Here is an 18,994-nt window from a genome sequence, read left to right on the forward strand (position 1 = left end):
TGAGGGTGTGTTCATGAAATATGAGTATCTATTCGATGAAAATGAACGTACATTCACGCCGAAGTGTGTGTCAAGGGTCACTCGACGCTCGGTGGCGCTAGAGGAAAGCGCTGACCCCGGTCTCCGCACGGCCGATCAGCAGTTTCTGGATCTGACTGGTGCCCTCGTAGAGAGTCATCACCCGCGCGTCACGCATGTATTTGGCGACGGGATATTCGTCGACATACCCGTACCCCCCGAAGATCTGAATTGCGTTGTTGGCGGCACGAACCGCGGCCTCGCTGCAGAAGTATTTCGCCTTGGACGCTGCCGTCCCGAACGGTTCACCGCGCTCGATCAGGTCGGCCGCCCGCCAGGTGAGCAGCCTCCCCGCGTCGGCGTCGACGGACATGTCGGCGATCAGATCCTGCACGAGTTGGAACGAGGCGAGCGGACGGTCGAACTGCGTGCGCTCGCGGGAATAGTCGACGGCGGCCTCGAGACAGCCCTGGATGATTCCGACGCAACCCGCACCCACCGAGACGCGACCCTTGTCCAGCGAGTGCATGGCAATGGAGAAACCCTGCCCCTCGGATCCGAGCAGGCAACTGGCAGGCACGCGCACGTCCGTCAACGACAACTCGGCCGTCGCCTGCCCACGCAGTCCCAGCTTTCCGTGGATCTCGCGCGAGTCGAATCCCGGGGTGTCCGTCGGAACCAGAAAAGCCGAAACCCCTTTGGGCCCCGGACCTCCGGTCCGCGCGAACACCAGGCACAGCTTCGCCCACGTGCCGTTGGTGATGAAGATCTTGGAACCGTTGATGACGTAGTCGTCGCCGCTGCGTACCGCCCTGGTCTTCAGGTTGCCGGGGTCGGAACCGTTGTCCGGCTCGGTGAGCCCGAAACAGGCGAGCGCCTCACCGGACGCGATGCGGGGAAGCCATTCGTGCTTCTGATCCTCGGTGCCGTGCGACAGGATCACTTTGCCCACGAGCCCCATCGACACCGACACGATGCCCCGGACCGCGGAGTCCGCCCGGCCGAGTTCCTCCATGCCGAGGCAGTACGTGATGTAGTCGCCACCGAGGCCGCCGTACTCCTCCGGAATGGTCATGCCGAAGAAGCCGATGTCGGCGAGCTTCTCGACGATCGCGGTGTCGACCGATTCGGCGCGGTCCCACGCAGCGCGGTGTGGGACGACCTCTTTGTTCAAGAAGTCGCGGGCCAGCTGCCGGAACTCCTTCTGCTCCGCGGTCAGTGTCAGGTCCATGGATGCTCCTCGATGCCGTGTTGAATACACGATCACTATTTGTGAGTGACTACTCACTGCGAGTGAAGCTATATTCACTCCGGGGTGTCGTCAACCCCCGAGCACTGGCCCGGTGCCGCATCGGCTGAGTAGGCTCGACTCATGCCGGTCACCTGGTCGGATGGGGTCGATGACGTCATCGGCGGCGATCTGACCTGCGGGTTCGCGTACATCACGCCCGCAGGCGGGGCGGTGGTGACGGCGGTGGCACCCCTCGGGCTGAGCGACCGCGAGCGGGGAACGGTCGGCTTCACCACCTCGCTGGGGTTCGGGCGCAAGCTCGAACGCATCAAAGGTGAGCCCCGGGTGGCGCTCGCCTACCACGCCCGCGAGCACGGGATCGGCGACGCCACCAATCAGCGCTACGTGCTCGTGCAGGGTGACGCGACGTTCGACCCCACCCCCGACCCGGAACTGCTCGAAGACATCGGCCGGCGCTCGACCCCATACACGGGCGAGCCACGCCGCGGCGTGTTCTGGGACCGGTGGCTCAGCGCGTACTACGCCGACCGGGTACCGGTGACCGTGACGGTAAGACGAGTAGTCGCCTGGCCCGACCTGCACCTGACCGGCCCGCCCGAGGTGTTCGGCGCACCGCTACCCGCGGTCGACGCGGAACCCCAGACCCCGCCGAAGAAGGGCACCGGCCCCCGCGTGGATGCGACCAAGACCGGGGAGCGCGCGGCGAAGCTGTCGCACCGGCTGCTCGCCTACCGTCAGATGGACGGCTATCCGGCCGTCGTTCCGGTCGACGTGAGCTCTGCCAGCAGCGAGGGCGTGCGTCTGACGGTGCCCGCCGGGGTGCCGCAGGGCGGCCGCCGCGCAGGGCTGCTCGCCCACGCCTATCGCGCCGAGCTCGTCGGCCTCGAGTCGCGTCAGAACACCGGCTGGATCGAGGTCACGGGCACCGAGGCGCTGTATGCACCCCATACCCAGGCCGGGTTCGCGGCGCCGCCCAACAAAACCCTCCTGCTCCTCGCCAACGGCTTTCTGGCCCGGCGCGGGCTGGCGAAGGCCCGCAAGGAGGGTCGGACCCAGGCCACGGGCGCCTGATTCAGATCCCGCCGTTGGCGAAGACGACCTGGCCGCTGCCCCAGCACGCCGGGCCTGCGAGGAACGACACGACCTCGGCGATATCGGTTGACACGCCTACCAGCCACCCCAAATGGTCAAGTTTTCTGTCCCCGTTAGTCAAAAATCACTGTCTTGCGCCAGCTATCGTGACATCCATCACCTCAAGTGGTGTGGGCCGGGCAGGTCGCCGGAGATCGAGCATGAGTGGGCCGCTCCGATCTCCGCTGGAAGACGTCACCGGTGGCATCCAGCCGGCCCGTGCCAACCCTCACCCCTCTCGATCGGAGTTCTTCATGCATTTTCACGATGATGCCCTGTTCCCGGAGAACCAGGACAAGCTCGTTATCACTGTCGCGCCGTACGGCCCGGAGTGGGAGGTCGACGACTTCCCCGAGGACCTGCCGTTGTCGATGGACGAGCATGTCCAGCAGGCTGTGGACTGCTTCGAGGCCGGCGCGACCGTGCTGCACATCCACGTCCGCGAGCTCGACGGGAAAGGCTCCAAGCGGCTGTCGAAGTTCAACGAGCTGCTGGGCCGGCTGCGCGAGGCCGTGCCGGAGATGATCCTGCAGATCGGCGGCTCGATCTCCTTCGCCCCCGAGGGCGAGGGTGCGGAGGCGAAGTGGCTCAGCGATGACACCCGTCACATGCTGGCCGAGCTCGATCCGGCGCCGGACCAGGTGACGATCGCGATCAATACCGGCCAGATGAACATCATGGAGTTGATGACCGAGAACGACACGCGGGGAACGTCGTTGGAGCGTCCGGAACTGGTCGAGACCTACCGGGAGATGACTGTCCCGGCCGGCCCGACCTGGGTGGAGGAGCATCTGCGCCGTCTGCAGGCCGCGGGTATTCAGCCGCACTTCCAGCTTGGGAGCATTCCGCAGCTCGAGACCGTGGAGCGGTTGATTCGGCGGGGCTTCTACACGGGCCCGCTCAACATCACGTGGGTGGCGATCGGCGGCGGGCTGGACGGGCCGAACCCGTACAACATGATGGAGTTCATCCGCCGAGTCCCGGACGGCGCCTCGCTCACGCTCGAGACGTTGATGCGCAGCGTGCTGCCGGTTAACACGATGGCGATCGCGATGGGCCTGCACACCCGGTGCGGCAACGAGGACAATCTGTGGGCGCCGCGGGGCGGCAAGATCACTTCGGCGGAACAGGTGCGCCAGTTGGTGCGGGTTGCCGGTGAGCTCGGCCGGGACGTGGCCACCGCCAAGGAGGCCCGCGAGATCTACCGGATCGGTGAGAGCTACGCGGATGCGGACGAGACGCTGGCGCAGGCCGGTTACGCGCCGAATCGCCGGCCGGGGCAGGTCGGATTCACCCACTACGCCCAGCACCAGAACGCGTAACACCACATCACCAGACGTTGGGGGCATGGTGATTGCCCGTGCCCCCAACGCGCTCCCGGTCCGAAGGACCAGCCGATCGGCCCCGCGCTTTCGACACAATCTCGAACTTCTCGAAACAACCCCAAGGAAGTAGGCCATGGTGCTGCAAGATCAACCTGTCGAGGTCGACACCCCAACTCGCACACCCAGCCGGAAGCGACGGATCTTCCCCTGGGTGGTCTTGGCATTGACCTTCGGCCTACTGCTGTCGGACTACATGTCCCGCCAGGTGCTCAGCGCCGTCTTCCCAATTCTGAAGGCCGAGTGGGACTTGTCCGACTCGCACCTCGCCTCCCTGAACAGCATCGTTGCGCTGATGGTGGGCTTGCTGACCTTGCCTCTGTCGATCTTGGCGGATCGCTGGGGCCGGGTCCGGAGCCTGGTCCTGATGGCCGTGCTGTGGAGCGTCGCGACGCTGCTGTGCGCGATCGCCACCAGCTACGAGCAGATGCTCGGCGCCCGCTTCCTCGTCGGCGTGGGCGAGGCGGCCTATGGCAGTGTCGGTATCGCCGTAGCGCTCACCGTCTTCGCGCCCCGCGTCCACGCGGCCCTCGCCGGAGCTTTCATGTCCGGTGGATCGTTCGGTTCGGTGATCGGCGTCGCGATCGGCGGGTTCATCGCGGTCCAATTCGGCTGGCGCTGGTCCTTCGCCGCCATGGCGATCTTCGGCCTGATCCTGGTGGCGCTGTTCCGCGCCCTGGTGTCCGAGGGCAAGCTGGCCCGATATGCCATCGAGGGCCCGCCGACCGCGATCGGCGACCCACACAGGCCCGACGGTTACCGCGCCCCCCTCTCCAGCCTGTTCACCAACCCCGCAGTCGTGTGGACCTACGTGGGCAGCGGACTGCAGATGTTCCCGGCAGCGGTCCTGCTGGCCTGGATGCCGAGTTTCTTCAACCGGTACTACGGCCTGGCCCCAGACAAGGCCGGAGTGGTCGCGTCCGTCTTCGTGTTGCTCATCGGCAGCGGCATGGTGGTCTGCGGTGTCATCACCGACCGGGTCAGCCGCGAGACCCCGGCCACGAAGTGGACCTCGGCGACCATCTACTGCGTCATCGCGCTGGGCTGTCTGGGGCTTGGGTTCAGCATGAGCAACGGCCCCGTCCAGCTGGTCCTGATCGGCATCGGCGCTTTCTTCTCGGCGGGCTCCTCCGGCCCTGCCGCCGCGATGGTCGCCAACCTCACGCACACCACCCTCCGCGCCTCCGCGATGGGTGTGGCCACTATCGCGAACAGTCTTCTCGGCCTGGCCCTGGGCCCCTTCGTCATCGGGATCCTGGCGGACCACCTGGGCCTGCTCGACGCACTCAGGCTCTCGCCGGTGGCATACATCCTCGCGGCCTTGGCACTGCTACTGGGACGACGCCTCTTCCCCGCCGGCCTACGCAAGCTCCAGCAGCTGCGGCCGGGCGGCGTCTCGAACATCACCAACTAACTCCGGAGACCGCAATGGCCAACCCTGTCCCCACCGACCCCTCATCCCCCACAGTCGTGATCGTGCCCGGACTCCGGGACCACGTCGACGAGCACTGGCAGACCTTGCTGGCGAACAAGCTCGACCGGGTCCGCATAGTGCCTCCTCTCGAGAACAACAAGCTCAGTGTGAGCGCGCGCACAGCGGCCCTCGACGCCGTCATCCAGGACATCGACGGTCCGATCGTGCTCGTCGCCCACAGCGCCGGCGTCATGATCGCAGTGCACTGGGCTCAGCAGACGACCCGGCCGATTCTCGGCGCCCTGCTGGCGACGCCCCCCGACCTGGAACAGCAGCCCCCCGAAGGGTATCCGACACTGGAGGACCTCGACAGCAACGGCTGGCTACCCATCCCCCGCCGTAAGCTGCCCTTCCCGAGCATCGTCGCGGCCAGCACGAACGATCCGCTGGCCAGCCGCCGCAGAGTGGCCGGCATGGCGGAGTCCTGGGGCGGCCGACTGATCGACCTCGGTGAGGTGGGACACCTGAATCCGGCCTCCGGATACGGGAATTGGCCACACGCGGAGGAGCTCATCGAGGAGCTGCTCGAGGTTCGGAAGGTAGCCACCTCATGAGCAAGGTATTCGGCACAGCCTCCGCCGCGGTCGCAGACATCGAAGACGGAGCGTCCCTGGCGGTCGGCGGATTCGGCGCATGCGGCATTCCCGACGCGCTGATCAAGGCCATCGACGCGGCCGGAGCCACCAACTTCGAGGTGTTCACCAACAATTGCGGAGTGGAAGGCGTCGGTCTGGGAATCCTATTGGGGGGAAGAAAGATCCGCCGTGTAACGGCATCCTATGTCGGAGACAACAAGGACTTCGCCCGGCAGTATCTCTCCGGAGAGCTCGAGGTGGAGCTGACCCCACAAGGCACCCTCGCAGAGAAACTGCGCGCCGGCGGCGCCGGGATCCCGGCCTTCTTCACCCCCGCGGGCGTGGGCACCCCGGTCTCGGACGGCGGCCTGCCCTGGCGCTATCACACAGACGGATCCGTTGCGCTCGCATCGCCGCCGAAGGAGGTCCGCGAGTTCGCGGGCCGGCAGTATCTGCTCGAGGAGTCCATCAAGGCGGACTATGCGCTGGTGCACGCGCTCGTCGGCGACACCGCGGGCAACCTCGTCTTCAGCAAGGCCGCGATGAACTTCAACCCTCTCGCGGCGATGGCCGCCAAGGTGTGCATCGCCCAGGTCGAGAGACTTGTCGCGCCCGGTCAGCTCGATCCCCACCACGTGCACCTGCCGGGGATCTTCGTCGACCGGATCGTGCAGACCGGGCCGCAGGAAAAACACATCGAAAAACGCATCGTAACCACCGCCAACGGCAGAAGGACCGCCTGAGATGACCACGATTGTCGACCCGGCGACCCCCGAGGTCGTCGGCTGGACGCGCGATGAGATGGCCGCTCGGGCGGCGCTGGAACTGTCCGAGGGACAGTACGTGAACCTGGGCATCGGGTTGCCTACGCTGATCCCGAACTACCTGCCGGCCGGTGTGACGGTCACCCTGCACAGCGAGAACGGCATCCTCGGAACGGGCGCCTATCCCACGGAGGACCAGGTCGACGCGGACCTGATCAACGCCGGCAAGGAGGCGGTGACCGTCAACCCCGGCGCCTCATTCTTCGATTCCGCGACCAGCTTCGGGATGATCCGCGGCGGCCGTATCGACGTCGCGGTACTCGGCGGCATGCAGGTCTCCACCACCGGCGACCTGGCGAACTGGATGGTCCCGGGAAAGATGGTCAAGGGCATGGGTGGTGCCATGGACCTGGTCCACGGCGCCGCCAGAGTGATCGTACTCATGGAGCACACCGACAAATCCGGCGCGCCGAAGATCGTGCCGGCCTGCACTTTACCGCTGACCGGGGCAGGCGTGGTACACCGCATCATCACCAACCTCGCTGTCATCGACGTCACCGACACAGGTCTCGTTCTGCGCGAATGCGCTCCCGGCGTGACCCAGACCCAAGTCCGTGCCGCCACCGCCGCCGCGATCGCGTGACCCCCGATTCGAGTCTTGAAAGTGGGCCTGATGCTCAATTTGTCTGTTTTGCTGGAAGATTCGGTCCGGCGATACCCGGACCGCGATGCACTCGTACTCCGCGAACAGCGCCAGTCCTATGCAGAGCTGAATCGCCAAGCCAATAAGATCGCGAACCTGCTCGTGGCCCGCGGCGTCAAGCCGGGCGACAAGGTCGCGCTGTCCTGCCCGAACCTCATCGAGTTTCCCACGGTGTATTACGGGATCCTCAAGGCGGGCGCTGTCGTGGTGCCGCTCAACATCTTGCTCAAGGGCCGCGAGGTCGCCTACCACCTCAACGATTCCCAGGCGAGGGCCTACTTCTGCTTCGAGGGCGGCCCCGACCTGCCGATTGGCGAATACGGCCACGACGGCTTCCGCGACGCCCACGGTTGCACGGACATGTTCCTGCTCACCGCGGACCCGCACGCGCCCTCTCCGATCGCCGGCGTCGAGACAGCCGCCCAGGCCATCGCAGGGATGTCCGGTGAATTCGAGACGGTGGTGCGACAGCCCACCGACACCGCGGTGATCCTCTACACAAGTGGCACCACCGGACAGCCGAAGGGCGCGGAGCTCACCCACTCCAACATGGTGCTCAACGCGCTTTCGGCAAACCGTCTATTAGACAGCACGCCAACGCAACTCGATGTCTGTCTGGTCACGCTCCCCCTGTTCCACTCCTTCGGCCAGACCATCAGCATGAACTCCGCGCTCTGTGTGGGCTCGACCCTGGTGCTCATCCCGCGGTTCGAAGCCGCTGCCGCACTCGCCGTCATGGAGCGGGAGAACGTCACGGTTTTCGCCGGCGTGCCCACTATGTACTGGGCACTGCTCGGCGCGCTCGAAGGCCGCAACGCCGACGCGGACGTCGACAAGATCTCGCGGAACATGCGCAAGGCGATCTCCGGCGGCGCCGCGCTGCCGGTGGAGATACTCACTCAGTTCAAGACCAAGTTCGGCGTGCAGATCCTCGAGGGCTACGGGCTGTCCGAGACGTCCCCGCTGGCGCTGTTCAGCGACCCGGAACAAGACCCCCGCCCCGGCTCGATCGGATGCCCGGTCTGGGGCGTCGAGGCGCGGCTGGTGGACCAGAACTGGAACACGATCTCCGGCGAAGGCCAAGTGGGCGAGATCGCGCTGCGCGGGCACAACGTGATGAAGGGCTACTACAACCGGCCCGACGCGACCAACGAGGTGATCGACAACGGCTGGTTCCGCACCGGGGACCTGGCCCGCGTCGACGAGGACGGCTTCTACTACATCGTTGACCGTGCGAAGGACCTGATCGTGCGCGGCGGGTTCAATGTCTACCCCCGCGAGATCGAGGAGGTGCTGATGACCCACGCGTCCGTCTCGCTGGCAGCGGTGGTCGGACTGCCCGACGAGCGGCACGGCGAGGAGGTCAAGGCATTCGTCATCCTCGCGCCCTCGGCGCAGGTGACCGAGGACGAGCTGATCACCTGGTCGAAGGCACAGATGGCCAGCTACAAATACCCGCGCCGAATCGAATTCGTCGCGGCGCTACCGATGACAGCGACCGGAAAGATCCTCAAGCGCGAACTCGTCCGCGTTGAGGCTGCCCACTGATCCCGCACCACCCCACCGTTTCGGAGGAATGATGACCCAGAATGAAAACAGCTATCCCGTGGTGGAGGCGATGAAGGCCGGCGGCGGCTGGAATCCCCTCTGGGATGGGCTCAATGAGATGGACCCGGAGTGGACCGAGCTCTACATGAAGATGGCGATGCAGCCGTACCGGAGTGGAGTTCTCTCGCGGAAGGTCATCCAACTGCTGTGCATCGCCGTCGACGCCGCCGCCACCCACATGTACGCGCCGGGCACCAGACGCCACATCCAGGCCGCCCTGGACATGGGGGTGACACCCCAGGAGATCCTCGAGGTGCTCAAACTGTGCACCGTCGTAGGAATCCACTCCTGCAACCTCGGCGTCCCGATACTCGTCGAGGAGATGGCCGCGCACGAACGCCGTCAGGCGGCCAGCTGAGAAACGATTGAGTGCCGCGGCGCGGCAGGGTCTTCCGGCTTCGAGGATTTACGAGAGCCGGCCATGGACGAGAGGAAATCGAGATGAAGCTGCAAGGCAAGGTGGGGGTGGTGACGGGGGCGGCCCAAGGGCTGGGGAGAACCATCGCGGTGGCGATGGCCGAGGAAGGTGCGGACATCGTCGCGTGCGATATCCAGGAGGACAAGTTGGCCGACGTGGCGGGAGAAATCGAAGCACGCGGCCGGCAGTGCCTGCCCGTGAGCTGCGACGTCTCCGACAGTGCAGCGGTTCGAGAGATGTTCGCCCGAACCGCAGCCCGGTTCGGCTCCGTACACATCCTGGTCAACAACGCGGCTCGGGTACCGAACTCCCGTGCCGAGGAAGAGCGGCGCAACCGGCAATACGCACACCTGACCACGCCTACGCCGCGGCGGTCCCTCGGTATCACCAGCGACCTCACCGACGAGGACTGGCTCAAGTGGTGGGATGTCAACGTCCACGGAACCTTCTACTGCACGCGCGAAGCGTTGAAGTTCATGCAGGCGCAGCAGTACGGCCGGATCATCAACATCGCGTCGATCGCCGGCGTTTCCGCAGCCAGCACCCACAGCCCGGGATACTCCGCGAGCAAGGCGGCGGTCGCCAGCTTCACCAAGACCGTGGCACTCGATGTCGCCGGTGCCAACATCTGTGTCAACGCGATCGCCTGCGGGGCAGTGATGACACCATCGTTCGAGGAGTATCTCGCCCGAGCGACCGATCAGCAGAAAAATAGCCTGTACCAGATCATCCCGCTCGGCCGTCTCGGGCGCCCGGAAGAGTACGCCTCTCTCGCCGTCTACCTCGCCGGGGACTCTCACTACCTGGTGGGCCAAGTCATCAGCCCCAACGGCGGCGTGGTCATCTGACGGACGGTCCGCCTGATCTCGCAGGCGCAGAAGAAGTCCGGGTGATAGAGGTGGTTGAGTGCCGTACTCGTTTTTGCTGCGCTGAGGTTGGCGGTGTTCGTCGACCTCAACGGGTGCTGGGATATCGTCTACCTCGCCGCAGCGCTGGTGACGATCGTCGTCTTCTTCGTCCGAATACCCCTGGGAACCAACGAACACAGGTGCGGCACGGGCCGAACACACCCGGCATGTTCAGTCCGGAGTGAAGAACAGCTCCATCGACATGAAAATCCACGCCACCAACGCCACCACCGGCACGAACGCGCACACCAACGGCAGGGCGAACTGGCGGGCGGCGCGCCAGGGAACCGTCATCAGTCCGCACGCCACCACCACAACGGCTGGTGCTGCGGAACGTCCCCGTAGTGCTGCCACCGCAAAACCGCCGGCAGATAACAGAAAAACCACAGCAGCAGGCCCGCGATGACGCCCAAAGAAATCCGCCTGTCAGTGCTCGCTTCCCGCCTGCTCCGCTACCCAGGCGGCGATCTGAGCGCGGGAGGTGAAGCCGAGTTTGGCCAGGAGGTGCTCCACGTGGCCTTGTGCAGTGCGGGGTGAGATCACGAGTCGGGCCGCGATCGCCTTGTTGGTCAGTCCCTCGGCGATCAGGTCGGCGACCTGCCGCTCCCGCTTGGTCGCTTTCGCCGAGGTCCCGGTCGCCGAGGCAGGAGGGGCCGGAGGGGCCGGGGCGCGCTCGCCGAGGGCGAAGGCGATGGCTGCGTCGAGGCCCAGGCGTTTGCCCTCGCGGCGGGCCGCCTCGAGTCCTCGCTCGCCGAGTGCCCGGCGGCTCGATCGCTCGCACTGTTCGTGGTAGGTGCGCAGGGTGGGGAACACGACCCCGACACTGCCGATAGAGTGCCCCAGCTCCTCGGCGGCCGCCACCAAGACGGTGGCACGGTGTGCGTCGTGCTCGTCGGCGGCGATCCAGCCCAGTGCGTCGAGGCAGGTGGCGACGGTGCGGGGATTGTTCACCTGGCGGGCCAGCCGCAGCGACTGCTCGAGCAGCCGAGCGGCCCGCACTGCGTCGCCCTGTTGCCACACGGCAATGCCCATGGCCGCCAGCGTGTACGCGCGATACATCGATTCACCGCGTGCTGTGGTGATGGTGAGCACCTGCTCGTAGCAATCGATGGCCTGGTCGATTTCGTCGAGGAGGTCGCGGGCCACGCCGAGCATGTATAGCGCCCCGACGTGCAGTGGGTGGCCCGTCCAGGTGGCGAATGTTTCGAGGGCGTGTTCCAGGTGCGAGGGTGCACGCCGAGGGTCCCCGCGCAGGAGTGCGAGTGTGCCATCGGAGTAAGCGACCAGGGCGTGGATCAGTGGGTCGGTCGACTGTTCGGCGAGCGTGCGCCCCTCCTCGACCAGTGCGGTCCCGTTCTCGAAGTCTTTCTGCATTGCGGCGAGCACGCTGTCGGCGTACAGCGCCTTGACCCTCTCGACGGTCGGTCGCCCGGGATCGTGGGCCAGGAGGCGGTCGAGGTGGTGCCGTCCCTCGCCGAACCAGCCCTGGGAGAGCCAGAACGGGAACAGGGCGGCGGCGATGCGCAGCCCGGTCTCGGGATTGTCCGTCGTGCAGAACTCGAGCACCTCCCGCAGATTCGATTCCTCCCGCCCGAGCCGGGCGATCCAGTCCAGCTGCCGCGAACTGATCCACTCGGTCTCCGCCGTGAGCGCCAACTGCTGGTACCAATCCCGGTGCCGCCCAAGCAGTTGCAGATATTCACCGCTCTGCTGCAGCTTCTCGCGCCCGTAGTCGCGCAGTGTCTCGAGCATCCGGAACCGGACCACTGTGCCGTGTTCTTCCCGGATCAGGATCGACTTGTCCACCAGTGAGGTCACCGTGTCGAGGAGCTCCTCCGGAACCAGGTCGCGACCACAAATCTGTTCGGCGGCATCGAGTTCGAAGCTGCCGGCGAACACCGACAGCCTCGACCACATCCGTTGCTCCCCCGGTGTGCACAGGTCGTAGCTCCAGTCGACACACAGCCGCAGAGTTTGTTGCCGGGACGGTGCGACCCGGCTGCCGCGCGTCAGCAGCGCGTACCGGTCGGTGAGCCGGTCCAGGATCTGCTCCGGCGACATGGCCCGCAGCCGGGCCGCCGCCAACTCGATCGGCAGCGGCAGCCCGTCCACGCGGTGGCAGATCCCGGCCACCGCGGTCTGGTTGTCCTCGGTCAGCTCGAACCCCGGGACGGCGGTGGCGGCGCGGTCGGCGAACAACGCCACCGCGTCGTAGCTGGGCAGTCCGGACAACGACGACTGCCGATCCGGGTCGGGCACCGTCAGCGGCGGTACGCGCAGCACCGCCTCCCCACCGATCCCGAGGGGTTCGCGGCTGGTCGTGAGAATCCGCAGGCCCGGGCAGGCTTGTAGCAGTGTTCCGGTCAGTTCGGCCACGGCGTCCACGACCTGCTCGCAGTTGTCGAGGACCAGCAGCAACTCCCGGGCGGCGAGGAACTGCAGGACCTCCTGCAACGGGGTCGCCGACCGGTCACGCAACCCGAGCGCCGCGGCCACCACATCGGTCAGCAACGACCCGTCGGACAGCTCGCCCAACTCCACCAGCCACACACCGTCGCCGAACGCTCGGTGCACGCTGTCTGCCGCCCTCACCGCCAGCCGCGTCTTACCGACACCGCCGATCCCGGTCAGTGTCACCAGATGCGAGACCGACAGCAATGCCTTGGCGTCGGCGAGTTCCCCCCGCCGTCCGACAAAACTGGTCAGCTCGACCGGCAGATTCCCGGCGGCGCCCCGAATGGCAGGCGAGGTCGGCGGGCGCTGCCCCACCGCGACGCGTGCGGATGAGGCTGGGGGAACCGAGGGGTCTTGCTGTGCGCCTGGTTCGGCATGCAGGGCCATCTCGTCGACGGGGAAGCCGTTGCCGAGCTGGATCCGCCGTAATTGGTCACCGAGTTCCGCAGCCGAGGGCCGGTCCAGCGGGTTTGCGGCCATTGCGCGTCCGATCGCCGCCGACACGTCGTTGTCGATGCCGTGTTCGCCCAGGCCCGGTACCGGCTCGGTGGTGATCCGCAGGAGCGGGGCCTGCTCCTGTTCGCCGCTTGGGCGCTCGGCGGCGGCGGGCCCGGTCAGGGCGCTGAACAAGACGGCACCGAGCCCGTAGATGTCCGACGCCGGGCTCGGTGGATCGCCCCGGAGCACCTCCGGGGCGATGTACGCCGGGGATCCGGTGCCGGTCCCGATGCTGCGGGAGATGTGCGCGATACCGAAGTCGCTCAGCGCCGGTCCGTCGTAGTCGGTGAGCAGAATGTTCGTCGGCTTGATATCGCGGTGCACGATCCCGAGTTGGTGCGCGGTCTGCACCACACCTGCTATTTTCACCCCCAGCTGCAGCGTCTCGTCCAGCGGGAGCGGGCCGTGCCGGCGGATCCGCGCCTCCAGCGAGTCCCGCGGGTGGTACTGCATCGCAATGTACGGCCGACTGGCCTCGGTCGCGCCGACCTGCAGGACGGTGACAATGTTCGGGTGCCCGCTCAACCGGCCCACAGCCCGCTGTTCCCGGAAGAACCGAGCCCGGTTCATCTCGTCCAGGTCGCGGGTGAGAACCTTCACCGCCACCAACCGGCCCAACTCGGCCTGAACGCACCGGTAAACGACACCGAAACCACCACGCCCGATCTCCTCGGCATCCTCGAACCCCGCCGCTGTCAGCTCCGCAGCGACCGCTGAGTCCACGCGGTGCTGCGTTGGGAGTCGATCATCATTTCCGGCCATCGGCCACCCAGCAATTCATCCGGTCCGCGACATCTTCACGGTCGAAACCGTGCGTACTCACCTCTCGAGGTGTGTCCTCAGGATATCGCTGCCCACACCCTGTCCCCCTGATCCTCGTATTCCATCAGCAAAACATCGTCGAGGCGCCCGCTGAACGACGCCTGGATGTGCCGGGTAGAAGCACCGCAGCCGCAATAGTCACTCGTCGAGGTGTGTCGACCGCGGCGACCTTGTACGGCCCCGCCGTGGGTAGGTCTACGACGCCAGGGTCTTGGCTTCTCGGCGGTGAACTCGTTTCTCGGTGAGCACGCTTTGAGCCCGGAGCTCTGCGAGCTGCTAGTCCGCCGGAAGTCGGGGGATGAGGGTGCCGACCGCGGGAGACGTCGAATCCTGCGCTGCCTTCCATGCTTTCGGGCTGCACCCGAAGCGGTCTTTGAACCATCGCGAGAACGAACTGAGCGCGGAGAAACCGAGTTCACCGGAGATGTCGGTCAAGGATCGGGTCTGGCGGGCGACATAGCGTTGCGCCAGGTCGATCCGCACCGAATCGACCAGCGACGAGAACGTCTCGTCCGACCGGGCGAGGTGCCGGTGCAGCGTTCGCCGATCCATGCCGAGGCTGCGGGCGACATACGCGGCCGAGCACCTCTCGGTCGGCAGGAGCGACTCGATCATCGTTCGGACGCGATCAACGGTGGTCGTGTCCTCAGGCGGGACGAGGGCCTCCAGGTACTGCCGGGTGTACGGCCGCAGCAAAGGGTCGGACATCGCGTTGTCGGCATCGAGGTCGCGCGCGTAGACGACGATCCCGTTGAGTGTGTGCCCGAACTGGATTCGGGAGCCGAGGATACGGTGGTGTGTGCCGAGGACCGCCGGGGCGTCGTGCACGAAACACACCGTCAGCGGCTCCCAGTCGTCGTGGAGCAACTCCCGCAGGATCCGGCAGACCGAGGCGACGGCGATCTCGATGCCCTGCCGACCGAACGTGACACCCGGGGCAGTGTCGACCTGCACGGTGGCCAGCCCGTTCGCTTCGACCAGCCGGGCGCGCAGCGCCTCGTTGTGCAGATTGACATGCCGCAGAACCATGCCCAAGGCGCTGCGCACGTCCGGTTCCTCTCGCGCGATCAACCCCACCGGACCGAGGTTGGACATCCCTCGGGCCGCCGCCAGCCGAAGCCCGAAATCCTCGCACCGGGTTTCGGCGGCGGACAACTCGAACAGCCGCGACACCGAGTCGACGGACAGCCACCCGTCACCGGAACCGAGCGCGGCCGGATCGATCCCGACCGAGCGCATCACCGGGAGAGGGTCCTGCCCCAATGTCAGCATGAGATCGACATAGCCGTTGAGCACGGCGTTCCGCACCAGATACTGCATCCTCACCCTGTCCCGAACAGTCAAGTCTCCTGACCCGTGAGGTCAATTGTAGTCGTTCTTGCTGGCTGAACTGGACCCGAACACCACCATCATCCGTTTCGACGTGCCCGGGTCGACGTCCCCGGAGCAGGCGGATCCTCGCCCTCGTGCGTGCGTGCCCTACCTGGTCGAGGCCGGCACGTGGTTCACCGCCGACGCGTCCGTCGCGGTATTCTCACCTCAACCGAACCTTCGGTTGGCTACCGTGGATAACGGCTCACCGATGCGGCGGAGTTCTGCACCTGGAAGGATTGCGCGCATGACTACGGCACGCCCCGCACGGAAGACCGGATCGCCCGGACGTCCCGGCTACGACCTCGACTCGCTGCTCGCCGTCGCTGTCAAGGTCTTCAACGACAAGGGTTACGACGGCACCAGCATGGAGGTGCTGGCCCAGCGCCTGGGAATCACGAAGTCGTCGATCTATCACCACGTGTCCGGGAAGTCGGAGCTCCTCGAACTGGCACTGTCGCGGGCGCTCAACGCCCTCTTCGCGGTCACCACCGAGGAGAAGGCGACGAGCGGCCGGTACATCGACCGTCTCGAATACCTCGTCCGCCGCAGCGTCGAGGTCCTCGCCGCCGAGCTTCCCTACGTGACGCTCCTGCTGCGCGTTCGCGGCAACACCGCGGTGGAGCGTCGCGCGCTCGCCCGCCGCCGCGAGTTCGACGCGTTCGTCAGCGACCTCGTCGTCGCGGCGGCGGAAGAGGGAGACCTGCGGCCGGGCATCGATCCCGCGCTCACCAGCCGGCTCGTGTTCGGCACGGTCAACTCACTGATCGAGTGGTACCGCCCGCGCACCGGCGGGACGGTCGCCGACCTCGCGGACGCCGTCGTCGAGCTGACGTTCGACGGGCTGCGCCGCACCTGACCTCAGAGTGTGGCGACATCCAGCAGGTGTTCGATGCCGCGAAGATCGCCCACGTTGCGGGTGAGGAGTCGGGCGCTGTTCGCGTGCGCGGTGGCGGCGATCATCAGGTCAAGGGCTCTCGGCTGAGGTTTGCGGCCGCACGCTTGCACGGCAGCGGCCAGCTGCCCGTAACTTCGAGCGACACCACCGGCTGGAGGTTCACGGAAGTACTCGGCAACCCCGTACTGGGTGGCCAGGAACGTGGCGTGCGCCCGGGAGTACGGTCCGGTGTTAGCGCGTGGTACCGCCGGCCCGCGTCCGTCGTGCCCTCGATGTCCTTGTGCATGTCCCGGGCCATCTGAGCTCTGCGCCGGTCGGATCGTAGAGCGCGCGGATGATGGGCCCCACGGAACGGGCCAGCCGGGCCATCGCGTTGCCGAAGACGGCCGAGTGCTGCACGAGGGCGGCATCGATGACGGGATGCATCACCTGCAGCGTGCCTGACCACGATATGAGCAGCGCGGTTCGCCAGACCGAAGCGATGCCACGTCAGCGAGTCCGACCCGAGTAGCGGCAGAGCCGAATGGCGTTGGTAGGGGAGCTCGGTGGTGGTCATGGCGAGCTCCTGATGCGGTTCGATCGGGAACGTGGTGCATTCAGGATGACTGTTGACCTCACCTGATATCAACAGTTTGACCAGCTATTCAATCACGCCGACGGCGGCACCGGGCGGACAAGCGTCGGATTCGTTTCGTCACCGAGTCCCAGTCGATCGATGCTCGCCCCGAGGTGGCCGAAAAACGCAGCAGGACTGTAGAATGCGGAGAAGACTTGATCGTCGTGGAGCGGCGCAGCCGCTACGTCCGGCACCGGCATCTGCCCGGCGGGCACCGCGCCGAGCCCTTCGCCGCGGCTGAGTGCACTATTTGGATAGATCCCAGACGATTCCGGTTGGACCATGACCTGGGACCCGGGTACGGAGGTGGAACGGCACGATCTGTTCGGTCATCCATTCGTCGGACGACGCCTTTCTTGCTCATCCTCGCCTTGATGCGTGGCACGAACGCGACTCCCCAGCACATGCAGGGAAGTGCCCCACGAACGGATTGCTTCGGCAATTCCAGGTCTGAACCCGGGCCACGCAAAGAACTCCGAATGGCGCACACCGGCAGCGGTTCACGCCGAGGGCGTGACACCATGAATCGGAAGTCGTGCGACAACTATTCGAATTCGCCATTGAAACCGCCTGCCGTAAGGCGGTCAATATTCGGGTGCCGTTGACAACGCGTACAAACTCGACGACGAGAACGCCGACATACGGATTGGCGCGCTGCTGTTCACCGAGCGGCTCGTCTCAGTCCATCACAACGACCGCCCGGCCACTGATCTTGCCGGCTTCGAGGTCGTTGAAGGCTCTCAGTGCCTCGTCGAAGTTGTACCGAACGAGGTTGATATTGATCTGGCCGGTCTGGGCTAGCGCGACGAGGTCATGCAGGTCCTGGTATGTCCCGCCATATGGGCGAGTGATCGACGCTCCCCACGGCAACGAGGTAGATAGCTGGGAGGTTTCGAACTTGAAGACTCCGTCAGGCCGGGAACGCGGATCGCGCCGTACGGTGCAACCACCGCACCGGCAAGCTGCAAAGTTGCGGAGCTACCCACAAGATCGAGGACGAAATCGGCGCCGTAATCACCGGCGGCCTCCATCACCTGCTCGGCCACGTCGGAGGAACCGGATACGAAGGTGTAATCGACCTTATGGCGAACCGCAGCCAGTGCCGCCTCCTTGACGTCGAGCGCGATGATCCGAACGGAGGTGAGGGCCCTGAGCAATTCGACGGCGAACTGGCCGAGACCGCCCATTCCGATGATCACAGCGGTTGAACCCGGGCGCAGTGTGTCCTTGTCTGCGTTGATGGAGTGGTAGGGGACGAGGCCGGCGTCGGGGAGGACCGCCGCGAATGCGGGGTCGAGGCCGGTGGCGGGCACGAGGGCAGAAGCCGGAACCGTGACGAATTCGGCCAATCCCCCGTCGATGGAGATACCCGGGGTGGGCGCGGGGTACATCCGTCCCCCTGTGTTCAGGCAAGCGTTCTCCCGGCCGGCGACACATTGCCGGCATCGGCCGCAGGACCAGACGGGGTGTACGACGACGAGGTCCCCGATCGACAGGTTGTCCACGCCATCGGCGCGCTCCACTACGTGACCGGCGATCTCATGACCGAGAACAATCCCGGTGGGAATCATCTGCTCGCCGGCCGCGCGGACATGGATGTCCGTTTGGCAGATGCCCGCGGCGGCAACGCGCAGTAAGACGTGCCCGGGAGTGATCGGGGGACTTCCGACCTCGGTGTGCTCGACCTGGTTCACACCGAGGTATTGGATAGCTCGCATAGTTTCATCTCCTCTGGACTGTTGGGCTGCCGTGAAGTGATCGAATTAGCGCTGGAGGCCTGTTTACTCGAAAGATCCCGTGTCGCCGGATCTGCTGACGAACACCAGTGCAGGTTATGGACCCATGGAGGGCTACGATGCCGCAACCTGCACTGGTTCGTTTCGGGTTGGTACAGGGTCAGTCTTCACTCAGCATGATGGCTCCCTCGGGACAACTCTGGGCGCCGATGCGTGCCGATTCCTCGTGTTCGGGCAGCACCTCCCGTTCGACGTCTCGGTTGTCTGAAAATCCGTCGTCGTCGGGGGTGTACACGTCCGGGGCGATGGAGTAACACCGGCCGTGTCCTGTGCACAATCCTCCGTCGATCCTCAACTTCATGGTCG

17 protein-coding genes and 1 pseudogene are annotated in these 18,994 nt (G+C 65.9%); 10 read left to right on the plus strand and 8 right to left on the minus strand.

All coding sequences use genetic code 11. The features are described 5' to 3' along the window. Positions 1–97 precede the first annotated feature (97 nt). Complete coding sequence (locus tag QM841_RS11190) at positions 98–1,249, minus strand: acyl-CoA dehydrogenase family protein (RefSeq protein WP_283332017.1); 1,152 nt, start codon at positions 1,247–1,249, stop codon at positions 98–100. Between the two features lie 141 nt (positions 1,250–1,390). Between QM841_RS11190 and QM841_RS11195 the strand changes: the two genes are divergently transcribed. The 9 genes from QM841_RS11195 (at position 1,391) to QM841_RS11235 (ending at position 10,173) form a co-directional block, all read left to right on the plus strand. After that, positions 1,391–2,341 (plus strand): hypothetical protein, encoded by a 951-nt coding sequence (locus QM841_RS11195; RefSeq protein ID WP_283332018.1) that lies wholly within the window; start codon positions 1,391–1,393, stop codon positions 2,339–2,341. A 314-nt stretch (positions 2,342–2,655) separates the two neighbouring features. Next, the gene (locus tag QM841_RS11200) at positions 2,656–3,723 is read left to right on the plus strand and encodes a beta-keto acid cleavage family enzyme (RefSeq protein WP_283332019.1); all 1,068 of its coding nucleotides are present in this window, start codon (positions 2,656–2,658) and stop codon (positions 3,721–3,723) included. Between the two features lie 136 nt (positions 3,724–3,859). Beyond that, positions 3,860–5,197 carry an MFS transporter gene (locus tag QM841_RS11205; protein WP_283332020.1) on the plus strand — a complete coding sequence of 446 codons (1,338 nt, stop codon included), beginning with the start codon at positions 3,860–3,862 and terminating at the stop codon, positions 5,195–5,197. A 14-nt stretch (positions 5,198–5,211) separates the two neighbouring features. Further along, positions 5,212–5,811, plus strand: a complete 600-nt coding sequence (locus tag QM841_RS11210) for an RBBP9/YdeN family alpha/beta hydrolase (protein WP_283332021.1) — start codon at positions 5,212–5,214, stop codon at positions 5,809–5,811. Beyond that, positions 5,808–6,575: a CoA transferase subunit A gene (locus tag QM841_RS11215; protein ID WP_283332022.1), complete on the plus strand. Its 768-nt coding sequence runs from the start codon at positions 5,808–5,810 to the stop codon at positions 6,573–6,575. The genes QM841_RS11210 and QM841_RS11215 overlap by 4 nt, the downstream gene beginning before the upstream one ends. Position 6,576: 1 nt before the next feature. Next, on the plus strand, positions 6,577–7,239 hold the full coding sequence (locus QM841_RS11220; RefSeq protein WP_283332023.1) for a 3-oxoacid CoA-transferase subunit B: 663 nt from the start codon (positions 6,577–6,579) through the stop codon (positions 7,237–7,239). Between the two features lie 30 nt (positions 7,240–7,269). Then, complete coding sequence (locus QM841_RS11225) at positions 7,270–8,847, plus strand: long-chain-fatty-acid--CoA ligase (RefSeq protein ID WP_283332024.1); 1,578 nt, start codon at positions 7,270–7,272, stop codon at positions 8,845–8,847. A gap of 31 nt (positions 8,848–8,878) precedes the next feature. Beyond that, on the plus strand, positions 8,879–9,265 hold the full coding sequence (locus QM841_RS11230; protein ID WP_283332025.1) for a carboxymuconolactone decarboxylase family protein: 387 nt from the start codon (positions 8,879–8,881) through the stop codon (positions 9,263–9,265). 83 nt (positions 9,266–9,348) lie between these two features. Continuing rightward, positions 9,349–10,173: an SDR family NAD(P)-dependent oxidoreductase gene (locus QM841_RS11235; protein ID WP_283332026.1), complete on the plus strand. Its 825-nt coding sequence runs from the start codon at positions 9,349–9,351 to the stop codon at positions 10,171–10,173. A 231-nt stretch (positions 10,174–10,404) separates the two neighbouring features. Here QM841_RS11235 and QM841_RS11240 read toward each other — a convergent pair whose 3' ends face one another. The 3 genes from QM841_RS11240 to QM841_RS11250 form a co-directional block, all read right to left on the minus strand. Further along, positions 10,405–10,527 carry a hypothetical protein gene (locus tag QM841_RS11240; protein ID WP_283332027.1) on the minus strand — a complete coding sequence of 41 codons (123 nt, stop codon included), beginning with the start codon at positions 10,525–10,527 and terminating at the stop codon, positions 10,405–10,407. Between the two features lie 132 nt (positions 10,528–10,659). After that, complete coding sequence (locus QM841_RS11245) at positions 10,660–13,947, minus strand: protein kinase domain-containing protein (RefSeq protein ID WP_283332028.1); 3,288 nt, start codon at positions 13,945–13,947, stop codon at positions 10,660–10,662. Between the two features lie 336 nt (positions 13,948–14,283). Next, positions 14,284–15,327 carry an AraC family transcriptional regulator gene (locus QM841_RS11250; RefSeq protein ID WP_283332029.1) on the minus strand — a complete coding sequence of 348 codons (1,044 nt, stop codon included), beginning with the start codon at positions 15,325–15,327 and terminating at the stop codon, positions 14,284–14,286. Positions 15,328–15,625: 298 nt separating this feature from the next. Between QM841_RS11250 and QM841_RS11255 the strand changes: the two genes are divergently transcribed. Then, complete coding sequence (locus tag QM841_RS11255; protein WP_005250938.1) at positions 15,626–16,237, plus strand: TetR/AcrR family transcriptional regulator; 612 nt, start codon at positions 15,626–15,628, stop codon at positions 16,235–16,237. A gap of 270 nt (positions 16,238–16,507) precedes the next feature. Here QM841_RS11255 and QM841_RS11260 read toward each other — a convergent pair whose 3' ends face one another. From QM841_RS11260 to QM841_RS11275, 4 genes and pseudogenes are all read right to left on the minus strand, one after another. Beyond that, on the minus strand, positions 16,508–16,702 hold the full coding sequence (locus tag QM841_RS11260; RefSeq protein WP_283332030.1) for a hypothetical protein: 195 nt from the start codon (positions 16,700–16,702) through the stop codon (positions 16,508–16,510). A 987-nt stretch (positions 16,703–17,689) separates the two neighbouring features. Beyond that, positions 17,690–18,241 (minus strand): zinc-binding dehydrogenase, encoded by a 552-nt coding sequence (locus tag QM841_RS11265; protein ID WP_283332031.1) that lies wholly within the window; start codon positions 18,239–18,241, stop codon positions 17,690–17,692. Between the two features lie 15 nt (positions 18,242–18,256). Continuing rightward, positions 18,257–18,610, minus strand: a pseudogene (locus tag QM841_RS43385) (alcohol dehydrogenase catalytic domain-containing protein); the annotation flags it as partial. A gap of 178 nt (positions 18,611–18,788) precedes the next feature. Beyond that, on the minus strand, positions 18,789–18,989 hold the full coding sequence (locus QM841_RS11275; RefSeq protein WP_283332033.1) for a ferredoxin: 201 nt from the start codon (positions 18,987–18,989) through the stop codon (positions 18,789–18,791). Positions 18,990–18,994: the final 5 nt, after the last annotated feature.

Source organism: Rhodococcus sp. IEGM 1307 (assembly GCF_030056915.1).
GTDB lineage: Bacteria > Actinomycetota > Actinomycetes > Mycobacteriales > Mycobacteriaceae > Rhodococcus_F > Rhodococcus_F opacus_D.

Bases quoted from the DNA above. Each gene is read 5' to 3' on its own strand.
- QM841_RS11190 (WP_283332017.1), bottom strand. From the start codon at position 1,249: ATGGACCTGACACTGACCGCGGAGCAGAAGGAGTTCCGGCAGCTGGCC.
- QM841_RS11195 (WP_283332018.1), top strand. From the start codon at position 1,391: ATGCCGGTCACCTGGTCGGATGGGGTCGATGACGTCATCGGCGGCGAT.
- QM841_RS11200 (WP_283332019.1), top strand. From the start codon at position 2,656: ATGCATTTTCACGATGATGCCCTGTTCCCGGAGAACCAGGACAAGCTC.
- QM841_RS11205 (WP_283332020.1), top strand. From the start codon at position 3,860: ATGGTGCTGCAAGATCAACCTGTCGAGGTCGACACCCCAACTCGCACA.
- QM841_RS11210 (WP_283332021.1), top strand. From the start codon at position 5,212: ATGGCCAACCCTGTCCCCACCGACCCCTCATCCCCCACAGTCGTGATC.
- QM841_RS11215 (WP_283332022.1), top strand. From the start codon at position 5,808: ATGAGCAAGGTATTCGGCACAGCCTCCGCCGCGGTCGCAGACATCGAA.
- QM841_RS11220 (WP_283332023.1), top strand. From the start codon at position 6,577: ATGACCACGATTGTCGACCCGGCGACCCCCGAGGTCGTCGGCTGGACG.
- QM841_RS11225 (WP_283332024.1), top strand. From the start codon at position 7,270: ATGCTCAATTTGTCTGTTTTGCTGGAAGATTCGGTCCGGCGATACCCG.
- QM841_RS11230 (WP_283332025.1), top strand. From the start codon at position 8,879: ATGACCCAGAATGAAAACAGCTATCCCGTGGTGGAGGCGATGAAGGCC.
- QM841_RS11235 (WP_283332026.1), top strand. From the start codon at position 9,349: ATGAAGCTGCAAGGCAAGGTGGGGGTGGTGACGGGGGCGGCCCAAGGG.
- QM841_RS11240 (WP_283332027.1), bottom strand. From the start codon at position 10,527: ATGACGGTTCCCTGGCGCGCCGCCCGCCAGTTCGCCCTGCCGTTGGTG.
- QM841_RS11245 (WP_283332028.1), bottom strand. From the start codon at position 13,947: ATGGCCGGAAATGATGATCGACTCCCAACGCAGCACCGCGTGGACTCA.
- QM841_RS11250 (WP_283332029.1), bottom strand. From the start codon at position 15,327: ATGCAGTATCTGGTGCGGAACGCCGTGCTCAACGGCTATGTCGATCTC.
- QM841_RS11255 (WP_005250938.1), top strand. From the start codon at position 15,626: ATGACTACGGCACGCCCCGCACGGAAGACCGGATCGCCCGGACGTCCC.
- QM841_RS11260 (WP_283332030.1), bottom strand. From the start codon at position 16,702: ATGCATCCCGTCATCGATGCCGCCCTCGTGCAGCACTCGGCCGTCTTC.
- QM841_RS11275 (WP_283332033.1), bottom strand. From the start codon at position 18,989: ATGAAGTTGAGGATCGACGGAGGATTGTGCACAGGACACGGCCGGTGT.